This window comes from Solimicrobium silvestre (genome assembly GCF_002976435.1).
GTDB classification, from domain to species: domain Bacteria; phylum Pseudomonadota; class Gammaproteobacteria; order Burkholderiales; family Burkholderiaceae_D; genus Solimicrobium; species Solimicrobium silvestre.
Genome location: NZ_PUGF01000007.1, coordinates 74,720 through 87,665 on the forward strand (window position 1 = coordinate 74,720; position 12,946 = coordinate 87,665).

A 12,946-nucleotide genomic window follows, 5' to 3' on the forward strand; every position below is an offset into this window, starting at 1 on the left:
ATGCAAGTTTTAAATCAAAAATACATTCAAGAACTACAAAAAACCGAACAACTTAGCGACATACATCGTGCGCTGACCTATGCGGTGCAATTGGAACTGGCAACCATTCCACCTTATTTAACTGCCTTGTTCTCACTCAAAAACGGCAGTAACCAGCAAATTGCCAGTCTGTTGCAATCCATCGTTGTAGAAGAAATGCTGCACATGACCTTGGCGGCCAACACCTTGATAGCGATTGGCGGCAATCCAGATTTACTGGCGCTCGGCATGGAATTGCAGTATCCGGGCCCCTTGCCGTTATCCGTTGATGATGGATTAATTGTGTCGCTTGCCGCCGTTAGCCCAAGTCAAGTACAACAGGTATTTATGGCGATTGAAAAACCGGATTCACAAGAAATACTGCCCGGTGAAACCACCCCCGCACCACCGCCAAAAATACCGGGCGAATTCGCTTCCATCGGTAATTTTTATCACGCCATCCTCCAGGGTCTGGCTCATCTGGAAAGACAGGGAGGCCATTGTTTTGCCAAACCACGTCTGGAACAGCAAGTAAATGTCAGCCTATGGTTTCCCGGACTGCGTGCGGCAAACCCAAGCGGCAAAGTGCATGACCTCAGCACCGCGACCAAGGTGCTGGAAACTATTATGGTGCAGGGTGAAGGCATGCCGTTCCGGGGCGATTTTTCACCAGTTGACCCGACCGACAGCTCCTATGCACACTACTTTAAATTTGGTGAAATCTTTCATGAACAACGCTTAATTCGTGATCCCTTCGCCCCTTCCGGCTGGTCGTACAGCGGCGAAAACGTACCACTCGATAGCGCAAATGTGTATTCTTTTCTGCCAAATGCGGCACTCTCCGATTACCCCAAAGATTCCGGCGCAGGCGTCGCAGCCAACCAATTTTATGGCACGTATCAACGCTTGTTAACGTCACTTAATCTAGTCTTCAACGGACACCCCGAAGCACTCAGAGCTGCGATGGGCGTCATGTACGAATTGAAGCTAGCGGCGCAAAAAGTAGTACAGCATCCGGCCGACCCACTGAAACCGGAAATCATCGCCGCACCTCCTTTTATGTTAACCAAAACAACCAACCTTGCTTAGGAGCGCCATGCATTCAGCCACTCTTTCTTCCCCTACCGTAATCTCCGAATGGCAGCAACAACGCTTCCAGATTAACTATGCATTTCCGGTGATCTCTACTCGGAATATTTTTTCACCGACCAACCTGCATTTAAAAAAAGTGTTGTGCCTGCGGGAAAAAAACACGCGCCATCGCGTGGCAATATTCATTGATAGCGGTGTGCTCAACGCCTCTCCGCAACTCATCGCACAAATCCATGCGTATGCCGCAATGCATGCCGACGTCATTGAGATCGTCGGCGACATAGTTCTGGTGCCAGGCGGGGAGTCATGCAAGAACGATGACACCACTATTCCCACGCTGCTTGAGGCACTGAGTACCCGCGCCATCGATCGTCATTCCTATACCATTGCCATCGGCGGCGGTGCGGTACTGGATGCGGTCGGCTATGCGGCGGCTATTTTCCATCGCGGAGTACGTCACATCCGCCTGCCCAGCACGGTTCTGGCCCAGGCCGATAGCGGTGTCGGTGTAAAAAATGCCGTTAACTGGGAAGGTAAAAAGAATTTACTGGGTTGCTTTGCTCCACCTTGGGCCGTCATTAACGACGGCAGCCTGATTGATGCCCTGCCAGAGCGTGAAAAAATAGCGGGAATGGCAGAAGCAGTCAAAGTCGGTTTGATCCGCGACCGGGATTTTTTTGAATGGTTGGAAAACAATGTGGCGTTATTAGCGGCATTTGATTCCACCGCGCTGGATTCCCTTATTTCCCATTCCGCCATGCTGCATATGCGGCAAATTGCCCATGGCGGCGATCCGTTTGAAATGGGTTCAGCCCGACCTCTCGACTTTGGGCATTGGGCGGCACACAAGATGGAACGACTCAGCAAACATGCCCTTTCGCATGGCGAAGCGGTCGCGATTGGCATTGCGCTGGATACGCGCTACTCCTATTTACGCGGCCTGCTAACCGTAGAAGAAGATCAGCGCATTTATAACTTGCTCAAGCAACTTGGGTTTACGCTTTGGCACCCTTGCCTGCTCGAACGGCAAGCCAATGGCGACTATGAAGTGTTGCGCGGCCTGACTGACTTCCAGGAACATTTGGGTGGCGAATTATCAATTACCTTGCTCGCGGCGATTGGTGCTGGAATCGAAGTGTCCACCATGGATCATGCGCTTATTGCGCAGGCGATCACCGATTTACAGGACTTGGCATGCAATTAAACCACCTGCCTGCGGCACCGCATTTAATGTATTGCACCAATATTCACGCGGCAGAAAACTGGGGAGAGATTAGCGCCAGTCTGGATGAGCACCTGCCTTTAATCAAACAGGAGTTGAAGTCAAGCTCAACGCTGATTGAGCCATTTGCGCTGGGCCTGCGTTTATCAGCCATTGCCGCCAACGAATTAAGCCAACCAGAACATTTAGAAGAGCTGAAATCGCAATTGAGCAGGTTGAATGCCTATGTGCCCAGCATTAACGCGTTTCCTTACGGCGGGTTTCATACTGCACCAATCAAACAGCTGGTATATCAACCGGATTGGCTCACCACAAAACGGCAAACCTATACCTTGCAGTGCGCGCAGATTTTGGCACAGCTCTTGCCGGACGGTGTGTCCGGCAGCATTTCCACCGTGCCAGGAGCATTCAAGTCCCAGCCCTGGCACGTCGAAAACAACCTGCATATCGCACATCACCTGATCGAAGTGGCAGCTGGCCTCGTTAAGCTGGAACGCGGCAGCGGCAAGCTGATTGCACTGGCATTGGAACCGGAACCATGCTGCATGCTGGAAACGGTCGCAGAAACAATCCACTTTTTTCAGAACTTCCTGTTCTCTCCGGAAGCAGTCAGCACGTTTGCGAAACTCATTGGCGTCAATCGCAGTGACGCCGAAGCGCTGCTCAGACGGCACATTGGCGTTTGTTACGACGTCTGCCATGCGGCAGTTGAATTTGAAAACCCGGTGGACGCGCTGCAAAGCCTGCAAGCGGCTGGCATCGGCATACCCAAAATTCAACTATCGTGCGCCTTGCGTATTCCTCAAATGCTGGCCGAGTTACACCCTGCTGTGATGCGCTTTAACGATGGCGTTTATTTGCATCAGGTGGTTGTGTCCCAACAAGGGAAACTACAGCGCTTCACCGATCTACCGGAAGCCTTAAGCGCCTTTGAACAGGGAACGGCCGACGGCGAATGGCGTATTCATTGCCATGTGCCGGTATTTTTGTCGCAACTGGATTTGTTTGAATCTACCCAGGCCGAACTGCTGGCCGTGTTGCAGGCACTACGCAGCAATACGTTTTCTGCCCATTTAGAAATAGAAACCTATACCTGGGACGTATTGCCCGCTGCATTTAAAACCGAATCAAAAGCCACCGCCATTGCCCGTGAAATAGCCTTTATCATGAAAGAGATCGCTTTATGACACCATCCCACATCAAGATCATTCAACCGTCGGTATTTTTACGCTTGGGGCGCGTCTCCAATTTGCCGACCATCTGGAGCAATGCCTTAGCCGGAACCATGCTATCCGGCGCAACCCTTAACGAAGCCACGGCGAACCTTAAACTGTTTTGGGTCATGCTGGCGCTCACGGCATTTTATGTCGCCGGCATGTATTTGAACGATGCCTTCGATGCCGGCTTCGATGCCAAAAACCGCATTCGCCGCCCAATTCCGTCCGGTGAAATCAGCCGCTTCTACGTCTTTACGATCGGTTATTTTTTGCTTGGCATCGGTGTTTTTTTACTGGCGCGGTATGGCAATACCTCATTAGTGTGCGGTGTCTCGCTGGCCTTTGTTATTGTGCTGTACAACATCTGGCACAAGGGCAATCCGGCTAGCCCATTACTGATGGGCGTGTGCCGGATGCTGGTGTATTTTGCCGCCGCCAGTTGCGCTAACGGCGGCCAATTCGGCCTACCTTTGCTGCTTGGTGCAGTTGCCCTCTTTTCACACATTGTCGGTCTGACGTATGCGGCAAAACAAGAGGCGCACAACCAACTGGGGCAACTCTGGCCGCTCATGGTTCTGGCATTGCCGGTACTGTATTACGCCTTTACCGTGCTCTCGCCGCAAAACGACTTTGCCGGACATAACATGTTTATCGGGCTCGGTTTGGTAGCCGCACTCATTACCTCCAACGCGCTAGCCTTACGCCACCTGCTACGGCCAGCGCAGTTAAGGGCCGTTCCCGCCGCTGTGACCCAACTCATTGCAACCACTTCCATATTGGACGCACTGGCCGTCTACAGCATGGGCGCGTCAATTTCAGCCATTTTATTTTGCCTGGCCGCCTACGTACTGACACGACTATTACAAACAGTGATTGCAGGCACATGAATTCACACATTGAACATAGCGAAATCAATCGCATCAATCGGTCTTTAGACTGGCTCAGCACAACGTTGCATCAGCAATTGGATGACGCTGCCAATGCATGGTTTGTCAGTCAATTGGCGCAATTACACAATGAAGCAAACGAAGCCAAGCTCTTCAAGGCACTGGGACTGGCAGCACGTTATGTGGGCAAATCTTCATTGCTCTTTAACGAGCAGGAAGCAGCTAAACTGCGGCGCGGATTTGACCCGACTTACTGGAGCGTCGATCAGGCCGTCAGAGTCGCTTTTCTGCTGACCAGTTTTGTACACCAGCCCGACGAATTTAGCGCACGCCTGAACCGCATCGCCGACAGCGCCGAGATCAACGAACTGATCGCTTTATATCGCGGTTTTGCACTCTACCCAGCCAGCGCCGAACTTGAACCACGCGCCCGCGAAGCCATACGTTCTTCCATGCGACCGATCTTTGAAGCCATGGCACATCGCAATCCCTACCCTGCTGACATATTTGATCAGGCAGCCTGGAACCAGATGATCGTCAAATGCTTTTTTATGGATTCAGCGCTTTGGCCGATTCAGGGGCTCGAACAACGCGCCAACCCGGAACTGGCTCGGATTCTAGTGGATCTGGCGCACGAAAGATGGGCCGCTGGCCGCGCCATTAATCCTGAATTATGGCGCTGCGTTGCACCTCATGCCGACAGCACAGGGCTTGCCGCGCTCGACCGGGTGATGTCATCAGGCAGCGAGCCGGAACGCATTGCCGTGTATTGGTCACTCTGCGACGCAACATCACCGCAAACTAAGGAGCTACAGGTTTTACATCAACGCTGCATACAGCAAGATTTATCAGAAAAAGCACTCGCATTTCAGTGGAATACCCTCAACCCCGCACAATTAGAGACACTATGACAAAAATCAACGACATCACCTGCCCATGTTGTAACGGCACTCTCAGCGCTGAAATGCTGGAACAAATTCTCAGCCAAGCCGGACAATTTAATGCTCCGGCAAAACTGCCTATGCATGGCAGTAATATGCTCATCGACCCCCATGCCCACATGATCGCCCGCACTACCGACGATTACGAAGCAATGGCCAGAGCCGGTATTGTGGCCGTGATTGAACCGGCTTTCTGGCTTGGTCAGCTACGTACCAATGTGGGCAGTTTTATCGATTATTTTTCGACCATTAGCGGTTTCGAGCGTTTTCGTGCCGGTCAATTCGGGATTCGCCACTATTGCTGCATCGGCTTGAATCCCAAGGAAGCCAATAATCCGGCCCTGGCAGAAGAAGTACTGGCTATTTTGCCGCGCTTTCTCTGCAAAGAAGGCGTAGTGGCTCTGGGTGAAATCGGCTATGACGAACGGACGCCGCTGGAAGACCACGCTTTCCGCGCCCAAATTGCCATGGCCAAGGAATTTGAACTCCCGATCATGGTACATACGCCGCACCGCGATAAAAAACGCGGCACGCAATACAGCATGGACGTATTGGAAGAGTGCGGCTTTGATCCTGCGCGCTGCGTGATTGACCACAATAATGAAGAAACCGTGGCCGAGGTATTGGATCGCGGTTACTGGTGCGCGTTTACGATTTATCCTTCCACCAAAATGGGTAATGAACGGCTGGCTAAACTGGTAGCGCAATATGGGCCGGAACGGCTGATTGTTAACTCAGCCTGCGACTGGGGCGTGTCCGATCCGCTGGCCGTGCCAAAATCGGCCCGCGTCATGGCCGACCATGGCATATCCGCCGCGGCCATTCACCAAGTGGTTTATCAAAACGCTCTGGCGGTGTATGGCTTAAATGGTGAAATGCGCGAATCGCACTGGACTACGCCAGCCACCATCGACCAGCGTCATTTATACGACGGCAATTCGGTGTTGCGCGGACAAGAACCGCGTGTTGATGAATCCAACCGCGACATTATCGTCTAGCCGCTGCCATGAACTCCACCATGCAGCCACTCATCATCCTTAATCTGGTTGGCTTAAGCCCGCGCTTATTAGGCGAATTTACTCCGCAACTACGGCGCTTCGCAAAGGAAGGAACATTGCAACCATTGCAGACCGTTATTCCTGCGGTGACCTGCTCTGTGCAAGCCTCAATACTGACCGGCTTAACCCCTTCCGAACACGGTATTGTAGGCAACGGCTGGTACGCCAAAGACATTGCCGAAATTAATTTCTGGCGACAATCCAATCGCCTGATTCAAGGTGAAAAAATCTGGGAAACCGCAAAGAAAAGAGACCCCAAATTCACCTGTGCCAATTTGTGCTGGTGGTACAACATGGCCTCCAGTCACGATATTGGCCTGACCCCACGCCCGATTTACAAAGCAGACGGTCGTAAACTGCCGGACTGTTATACCAAACCGGCCAGTTGGCGCGAAAGTCTTACACGTGATTTAGGCAATTTCCCGCTCTTCCAGTTTTGGGGACCGGGCACCAGCATTGCCTCCAGCCGCTGGATTGCAGAAGCCGCCAAACACGCCATTCGCGAGTTCGACCCGACCCTTAGCCTGGTGTACTTGCCCCATCTTGACTACGACCTGCAACGCTACGGGCCAGATTTACAGCACCCGGCGGTACAGCAATCGTTAAAAGATATTGATGCCGTAGCCGGTGATTTAATCCGCCATGCGCAAGCCGCAGGGCGACGTGTTCTGGTGCTATCGGAATACGGGATTACACCGGTTGACCGCGCCATTCACATTAACCGCCACTTACGCGAAGCCGGTTATCTGGCAGTCAGAACAGAAGACGGCGCGGAGCAGCTCGACCCCATCGCGTCGGATGCATTCGCCGTAGCCGACCACCAGATTGCCCACGTCTACGTCGCCGATCCGGAATTAATCGAACCGATACGCCAGCTACTACTCGCCATTCCCGGTGTGGAATCGGTATGGGCCGGCAACGAACGTGCCGACATTAGCCTGGAGCACGAGCGCGCAGGCGATTTAATCGTCATGAGTGATGAACGCTCCTGGTTCAGTTACTACTATTGGCTTGACGATCTGCTCGCGCCCGATTTTGCCCGTACCGTAGAAATTCACCGCAAGCCCGGTTACGATCCGGCAGAACTATTCGTTGCGCCGCATATTAGCTACCCCAAACTTGCCATTGCAACCCGTCTGCTGAAGCGTAAATTTGGCCTGCGCAGCCTGATGAATGTGATTGGTCTGGACGCCAGCCTCGTGAAGGGATCTCACGGGCGGCCAACCAACGATCCGCTGGATGGGCCATTAATTATCGGAGAGAAAACGCTGGCATTGCCGCTGAATATATCTGTCACAGACGTTAAAGACATTGTGCTGGATTTGATTTTTGAACCAGCTTCCATGCCCCGCACCAATGAGAGTATTCCTTCCAGCGAGCAATGGCAGTCGTAAGGCGCTAATAAAAGTTATAACTTGGGAAGATGAAAATCTTCTCAAGTTGTAAGATTCGAGCTGTGACCATCCAGCGCTACCATCGATGAATGACAATTAATTGTTGCGGATCTCGCTCAATATCAAAAATGCTTGACGCTATACACCGCATTACCTGATACTTAAGACTTCCCTGAGAAAAAGGGGAAACAGGTATGAGAGCCTGAATTGCACAAACCACACAAAACGGCGTGGTGCCGTTTTTTTACGTGTGAGTACTGTCGCGCCTCTTCACTGGGCGGCAGTAACAGGAGCCTCCGGGCTGCTGGTTTTGTTTGTGCACCAGTCTCTCAACCTGCTATTTGCCGCCCACCCGTTTAATAGCGGGTGGCGTTCAAACTGAACTGGAAGGAACGCACCATGACCAGCACCGATCAGATACACGCGCAACAAAGTCCCCCACTTATTACCCACCTCGCCGTCGACACGATAGACGCCTATACACAGGCTCGTGACATCGTCAGCGATCTTTCGGCCATTTTTGAAGTACTCGATCATCTTGCTCTGACAGATTTTTGTAATGACCGCATTACACCCATATTATTCCGAGCAGGGTTTTGTCACGCAACTGAACGGCTCAAATTCATTGACGAAAGAATCACCGACGCTTATAAGACGCTTGATGATCTGAAGACGGACAGCAGCCTCAATACCAAATAGGGATGCCGGTTAACGCCAAGGTCACTTAGTCAGCAAGCGACCAACTAAACGATAAACTAAGTAGATTACGCGGCCTCTCTTAGCCGCTAAAAAAGAAAGCCACTCCTATCCAGTTGTTACTGGAGGGAGCGGCTTTTTATTATTTAAAAGAGAAAGAATATTATTGCTGCGTTAAGGCTAGTCACTTGGTGCATTACGCTGCACTAATGACATCCTACATTGCACCTTACTGCGTTGATCACATGCAAATTGTGAACCGTTCGAAAGAGACTCTGCTTAAAATCAACCATTTTTAAGGGCATCTAGCGTAGCTAAAAGTGTAATTTACCGCTCTCCAACCGAACACCCCGTCAAATCGAATTTTTCTACATTTTTTTTGCCCCTCCCCTCCCTCATCATTAATATGGTTAGCAACCGGTCATGCTGCATTTCAGCCAATTGGCGCCATGTTGAATAAAACACCTCTTTCAAGGCGGCCATAAGTCACTTTATAATATAAAATATAAAAATTATCTTCTATTGTGAGTTGCATCATGTCTGAATTGATCGCCCCAAACAGCTTAAAGGATTTGGTCGACGCCCACGCCATCCATCATGCAACGGTGGTGGCAGACAAAGCTGCATTCAAAATCAATGTCAAATATGGCATGGTCGAGCGTACCGTCTCGGTGCGCACCCGTGATGGCCAGATCAAGGAACGCGTGTTCACCTCACTGGATGCCGTCGCCCGTTTCATGCGCGATAAAATCCACCTCACCCAGTACGACATCAACGCGGCCAATTTCGACCCCAGCGCCAAAGCAGTTAAGCGCCCAGATACCGCCAAACGGCTCACGGCAGCCCATGCCGCGCTTTCACATAGTGAGTGGGCACAGCAAAAAGTACAAGCCGCGCGCGAAGGCATGCTGAATGGCACCAATAAATTGATTGAACCAGATGAATGGACGGCAATCCGTCAGGCCAAGCAACGACATCGCGATACCTTATGAAGCGCGTCAAGCGCACACAAACTTATCTGGATGATCTCAATGCGATTGAAGCGCACATCACCGTGCAGGATAGTCCACAAGCTGCCGCCGATTTGTGGCTGCACATTGATGGCCAAGTCGATCTGTTGGCCGATCCGAACCACCCTCGCCGAAAAGGATTGGTTGTACCGGATGCCATTGAACTGGTTGCCCACCCCAATTACCTGGTGATTCTGGATGAGGACGAAACAACCGTCGCGGTATTGAATGTGCTCCACGTCAAGCGGAAACATCCGCGCTAAGTCAGCGGCGTAAGCGAGATTACTGATGATTTGGGTGATCGGCAACACGGAACGGTCCACACACTATGTTGGGATGGCGCACTCAAAGAGCCTGCCTATTATGATGTTGGTATGAAGACTGGTGCTGCGCAAAAGCGAAGGGGTTGAGGTGTAGCACGATAAAATCACTAAACTGAACAACTGAATTTGATCTGACAATTTCGCACTTCGAACCGGGTGACTGTCAGATCCGGTTGCAACTACTACACCTGTACTAGTTTCGATTTGATCTGACAATACCTTCAACACGCCTAAGCTCGTGAAAAAGAAAAGCCACAATTAACGCATTGTTTTGGTCTGAGCAGTGTTTTCTTTGAAAATACAGCATATCCACAATTAGGGCATTCCACTGTCGCATTAAGTTTGATACTCAAAATAACTCCGACTACAAAATAAATAATCATAAATAAGACCACTAACTGAATTGATGGCATATTCCAGAATAAATATTTGTATAACAGCGTGAATATAAATGTTATTGGAACAAAACAAGGCCTCCAAAGGCAATCATAATATCTGGCTATCTTCATTTTTTTGAAAAATTCAAATTTCAATTCCGATGTACTCATTAAATGAACTCCTCTATTTTCCACAACTTACGCTACTGTTTGTTCCATTATTTAAACCGAGATAATTACCAACTGTTGGCGTAACCAAAGTGGCAGTCCCTTGCGCGACAGCAAGGAGCGTAAAGTACCGATTGAGCAAAAAAACGGCTACTTTATCAATTCTGTGGGACTTTTACGCCGTTTGTTTAAACATACCCCAAAGCGGGCAACAGTCTACTTTTTTTGGATATTACAATTCTCATGAAGATAATTGTGGATTGTTACAGCTGTATCCCCTGAAATTAGAGTCACTTCATTACGAAAAGTATCAGTAATGCCGCCGTTCAAGCAGAGAGTAGCGTCATATGGACCGTTCCAGTTGATATCTGTAATCGTCAGGTCACCTCCCTCCAAAACAAGCATCCTCTCGACTTTTCCGTGCCGCTCTAAATTAGCGTAAACTCGGGTGCCATCAGCAACAGGGCTGTGTTCGTGATAGATCTCCACAGTATAGAAAATCCCATCCGTAGGAGACTTGATCGTTTTAACTTGATCTGGCTTACTACATCCTAAAACGAGGCTGAGCAAAATGCACAGCATTAGCGAAAAAAAATATCTATTCATGTTGAGCATCCATTTGCCGTTAACTCGTAAGGTGTAATAGCAAAGTGACCTGCCCCCTTTACTTATATATTTCATTGAAACTCAGTTCTCAATCGCGCCATGGTTTCCGTACCAGGCAGCAGCGCTACGGTTCCGGCTTCAATCTCGGCATGACGTCGCAGCACTTCGCTGACCCATGCAGCTTCAATAGCTGGCTCGGCGTCCAGGTTTGCGATTAATTTTTTGACAAGATTGGCTCGTTGCTCAACGGGCAAGCATAACGCTTCGGTTTCAAGCGATTCAATGTTGCTGAACATGACTTTCTCCTGGGACGGTAGCGTGTGATATAAAAGGTGTTTTGCTTGATTTTAATCTGGATTTTCCATTATCTACACGGTTTTTACCTCGTGCAAATGCAACAGTAGGGTAGCTCTTTTACCGCATCCGGGCGTTAAAGACATTTCGAGATAAACGATTTAAATCAACAGAATTTGGGTACGGGATTATTCAGTCAATTACGCTGTGTTGACAGCGACTGACTTTGCTTGCAGTGGCCCTTCTTCAATACGTTGTGCAGTTTCGAATTTTCACTACAACGGCTCTTCCTCTTCTACGCGCTGCACTGGTTCAAACTTAGCCTGCAACGGCTCTTCTTCCTCGACACGCTGAACAGCTTCAAACTTCCCTTGCAACAGCCCTTCTTTTTCCTGCCTTTGAGCAGTCATTTTGGCTTGCACCGTTTTTAACTGTAATGCCCGTACACTGCTGTTGGAAGTTTCTTGCAAACGTCTTTGTGCAATTTGCGTTGGGCGAGTATCCATTACTTGCGACACATTTTTATTTCGCATTTGCGTGGTGGCGGAAACTTGTTGTTGCCGCATTTGTTCGGACGGTTTCAGTGCGCGTGCTTGCATGGCGTATTCCAATCTTCAATAGAAATTATCTAGAATCTGCTTATTCTGCTCACTCACAATACGAGGAAGCCGCAATAACCTGTGTCTGAGAGAAAAGGCCTATCTCACAGCGTTCCACATCCACCACACATCGCCACACTGAGTCTTTTATTTTCAAAATCAGGCTTACTTCACACTGCTTCGAAAAAATACCGAATCCACTAGATTTTCATGGAAATTCAATATTTTTAAATAAGAATTTCGCCAGTCTACGCTCAATTGCTAAATTTCATTGTTGTAAATTTGCAATATTTAAATTTGTCCTATTAACAAATTACATGCTAGTCTATTAATGAGTTGCTTGTACTCAAGTAAACTGATTTTGCCAAATTTCATCACTACATGAAAAGAATAAATACTATGTCGCGGGTATTAATCAAGCATATTCAAGCATATCAAGATCACTCGATCCTCAGGAGATTACTGCCGTGATTAACGCCGCTATTAGTCACCTTGCAAATCAGCTAAATCAACAATTTAAAAATAATTTTCAGTTGGTTGAAGACATTGTGGTGGTTTCTAATTTAGTCGAATCAGACGGATCGCCAGCAATAAATGCCAACAACAAATTGGCATTGACGTTGGTGAATATAGAAAAAGACAGTATGCCGTATCGGCCGAATCAAACAAGTCGTGGACGTGACGACAGGCAGTTAGTACATAGCAGTCCTTTGTATTTAAATTTGTATTTGATGATGTCGGCAAATTTTGGATCTGGCAATTACAAAGAAGCGTTAAAAACGATTTCACAAGCAATCGGTTTCTTTCAGCAGCAAGCTGTGTTTGATCAACAAAATAGTCCAGGTCTTGATCCGAGAATTGAGAAACTCATTTTGGATATGGAAAATTTGAAAATACCGGACTTAAACAATTTATGGAGTTTAATCGGTGGCCGCTATATGCCTTCAGCGTTTTATAAAGTGCGAATGATTACAGTCGATGCCGGCGCGATTATTGGGCAAGTTCCAGTCATCACAGATCCGCGTAACGATCTCATTCGTTAGG

At 49.1% G+C, this 12,946-nt stretch carries 14 protein-coding genes; 11 read left to right on the forward strand and 3 right to left on the reverse strand.

All coding sequences use genetic code 11. From position 1 onward, the window contains the following. The 10 genes from S2091_RS09020 (at nucleotide 1) to S2091_RS09065 (ending at nucleotide 9,798) form a co-directional block, all read left to right on the forward strand. Nucleotides 1-1,107 (forward strand): ferritin-like domain-containing protein, encoded by a 1,107-nt coding sequence (locus S2091_RS09020; RefSeq protein ID WP_105531477.1) that lies wholly within the window; start codon nucleotides 1-3, stop codon nucleotides 1,105-1,107. Nucleotides 1,108-1,114: 7 nt separating this feature from the next. Beyond that, on the forward strand, nucleotides 1,115-2,314 hold the full coding sequence (locus S2091_RS09025) for a 3-dehydroquinate synthase (RefSeq protein WP_105531478.1): 1,200 nt from the start codon (nucleotides 1,115-1,117) through the stop codon (nucleotides 2,312-2,314). Beyond that, nucleotides 2,305-3,519 (forward strand): metabolite traffic protein EboE, encoded by a 1,215-nt coding sequence (gene eboE, locus S2091_RS09030; protein ID WP_105531479.1) that lies wholly within the window; start codon nucleotides 2,305-2,307, stop codon nucleotides 3,517-3,519. The genes S2091_RS09025 and eboE overlap by 10 nt, the downstream gene beginning before the upstream one ends. Continuing rightward, nucleotides 3,516-4,436 (forward strand): UbiA family prenyltransferase, encoded by a 921-nt coding sequence (locus S2091_RS09035; protein WP_105531480.1) that lies wholly within the window; start codon nucleotides 3,516-3,518, stop codon nucleotides 4,434-4,436. The genes eboE and S2091_RS09035 overlap by 4 nt, the downstream gene beginning before the upstream one ends. Continuing rightward, nucleotides 4,433-5,347, forward strand: coding sequence for an EboA domain-containing protein (locus S2091_RS09040; RefSeq protein ID WP_105531481.1), 915 nt, complete (start codon nucleotides 4,433-4,435; stop codon nucleotides 5,345-5,347). Before S2091_RS09035 ends, S2091_RS09040 begins: the two co-directional genes overlap by 4 nt. After that, on the forward strand, nucleotides 5,344-6,375 hold the full coding sequence (locus tag S2091_RS09045) for a TatD family hydrolase (protein WP_243405367.1): 1,032 nt from the start codon (nucleotides 5,344-5,346) through the stop codon (nucleotides 6,373-6,375). Before S2091_RS09040 ends, S2091_RS09045 begins: the two co-directional genes overlap by 4 nt. An 8-nt stretch (nucleotides 6,376-6,383) precedes the next feature. Further along, nucleotides 6,384-7,829, forward strand: coding sequence for an alkaline phosphatase family protein (locus tag S2091_RS09050; RefSeq protein ID WP_243405368.1), 1,446 nt, complete (start codon nucleotides 6,384-6,386; stop codon nucleotides 7,827-7,829). A 399-nt stretch (nucleotides 7,830-8,228) separates the two neighbouring features. Further along, nucleotides 8,229-8,528 (forward strand): hypothetical protein, encoded by a 300-nt coding sequence (locus S2091_RS09055; RefSeq protein ID WP_105531483.1) that lies wholly within the window; start codon nucleotides 8,229-8,231, stop codon nucleotides 8,526-8,528. Nucleotides 8,529-9,061: 533 nt separating this feature from the next. Further along, nucleotides 9,062-9,517 carry a hypothetical protein gene (locus tag S2091_RS09060; protein ID WP_105531484.1) on the forward strand — a complete coding sequence of 152 codons (456 nt, stop codon included), beginning with the start codon at nucleotides 9,062-9,064 and terminating at the stop codon, nucleotides 9,515-9,517. Beyond that, a complete protein-coding gene (locus S2091_RS09065; protein ID WP_105531485.1) occupies nucleotides 9,514-9,798 on the forward strand; it encodes a type II toxin-antitoxin system RelE/ParE family toxin in 285 nt (94 codons plus the stop codon). Before S2091_RS09060 ends, S2091_RS09065 begins: the two co-directional genes overlap by 4 nt. A gap of 821 nt (nucleotides 9,799-10,619) precedes the next feature. On the opposite strand, the gene S2091_RS09070 is transcribed toward S2091_RS09065, so the two are convergent. The 3 genes from S2091_RS09070 to S2091_RS09080 all read right to left on the reverse strand — a co-directional run bounded on the left by S2091_RS09070 (nucleotide 10,620) and on the right by S2091_RS09080 (nucleotide 11,902). Then, nucleotides 10,620-11,009 (reverse strand): hypothetical protein, encoded by a 390-nt coding sequence (locus tag S2091_RS09070; protein ID WP_133166886.1) that lies wholly within the window; start codon nucleotides 11,007-11,009, stop codon nucleotides 10,620-10,622. 71 nt (nucleotides 11,010-11,080) lie between these two features. Continuing rightward, nucleotides 11,081-11,305, reverse strand: a complete 225-nt coding sequence (locus tag S2091_RS09075; protein ID WP_105531487.1) for an addiction module protein — start codon at nucleotides 11,303-11,305, stop codon at nucleotides 11,081-11,083. Nucleotides 11,306-11,578: 273 nt separating this feature from the next. After that, nucleotides 11,579-11,902 (reverse strand): hypothetical protein, encoded by a 324-nt coding sequence (locus S2091_RS09080; RefSeq protein ID WP_105531488.1) that lies wholly within the window; start codon nucleotides 11,900-11,902, stop codon nucleotides 11,579-11,581. 467 nt (nucleotides 11,903-12,369) lie between these two features. On the opposite strand from S2091_RS09080, the gene S2091_RS09085 reads away from it, so the two are divergent. Continuing rightward, nucleotides 12,370-12,945: a Pvc16 family protein gene (locus S2091_RS09085; protein WP_105531489.1), complete on the forward strand. Its 576-nt coding sequence runs from the start codon at nucleotides 12,370-12,372 to the stop codon at nucleotides 12,943-12,945. Nucleotide 12,946: the final 1 nt, after the last annotated feature.

What these genes read in the sequence shown, in the direction of transcription:
- S2091_RS09025 (WP_105531478.1), top strand. Translation starts at nt 1,115, where the DNA reads ATGCATTCAGCCACTCTTTCTTCCCCTACCGTAATCTCCGAATGGCAG.
- S2091_RS09020 (WP_105531477.1), top strand. Translation starts at nt 1, where the DNA reads ATGCAAGTTTTAAATCAAAAATACATTCAAGAACTACAAAAAACCGAA.
- S2091_RS09065 (WP_105531485.1), top strand. Translation starts at nt 9,514, where the DNA reads ATGAAGCGCGTCAAGCGCACACAAACTTATCTGGATGATCTCAATGCG.
- S2091_RS09035 (WP_105531480.1), top strand. Translation starts at nt 3,516, where the DNA reads ATGACACCATCCCACATCAAGATCATTCAACCGTCGGTATTTTTACGC.
- S2091_RS09060 (WP_105531484.1), top strand. Translation starts at nt 9,062, where the DNA reads ATGTCTGAATTGATCGCCCCAAACAGCTTAAAGGATTTGGTCGACGCC.
- S2091_RS09055 (WP_105531483.1), top strand. Translation starts at nt 8,229, where the DNA reads ATGACCAGCACCGATCAGATACACGCGCAACAAAGTCCCCCACTTATT.
- S2091_RS09080 (WP_105531488.1), bottom strand. Translation starts at nt 11,902, where the DNA reads ATGCAAGCACGCGCACTGAAACCGTCCGAACAAATGCGGCAACAACAA.
- S2091_RS09050 (WP_243405368.1), top strand. Translation starts at nt 6,384, where the DNA reads ATGAACTCCACCATGCAGCCACTCATCATCCTTAATCTGGTTGGCTTA.
- S2091_RS09075 (WP_105531487.1), bottom strand. Translation starts at nt 11,305, where the DNA reads ATGTTCAGCAACATTGAATCGCTTGAAACCGAAGCGTTATGCTTGCCC.
- S2091_RS09045 (WP_243405367.1), top strand. Translation starts at nt 5,344, where the DNA reads ATGACAAAAATCAACGACATCACCTGCCCATGTTGTAACGGCACTCTC.
- eboE (WP_105531479.1), top strand. Translation starts at nt 2,305, where the DNA reads ATGCAATTAAACCACCTGCCTGCGGCACCGCATTTAATGTATTGCACC.
- S2091_RS09040 (WP_105531481.1), top strand. Translation starts at nt 4,433, where the DNA reads ATGAATTCACACATTGAACATAGCGAAATCAATCGCATCAATCGGTCT.
- S2091_RS09070 (WP_133166886.1), bottom strand. Translation starts at nt 11,009, where the DNA reads ATGAATAGATATTTTTTTTCGCTAATGCTGTGCATTTTGCTCAGCCTC.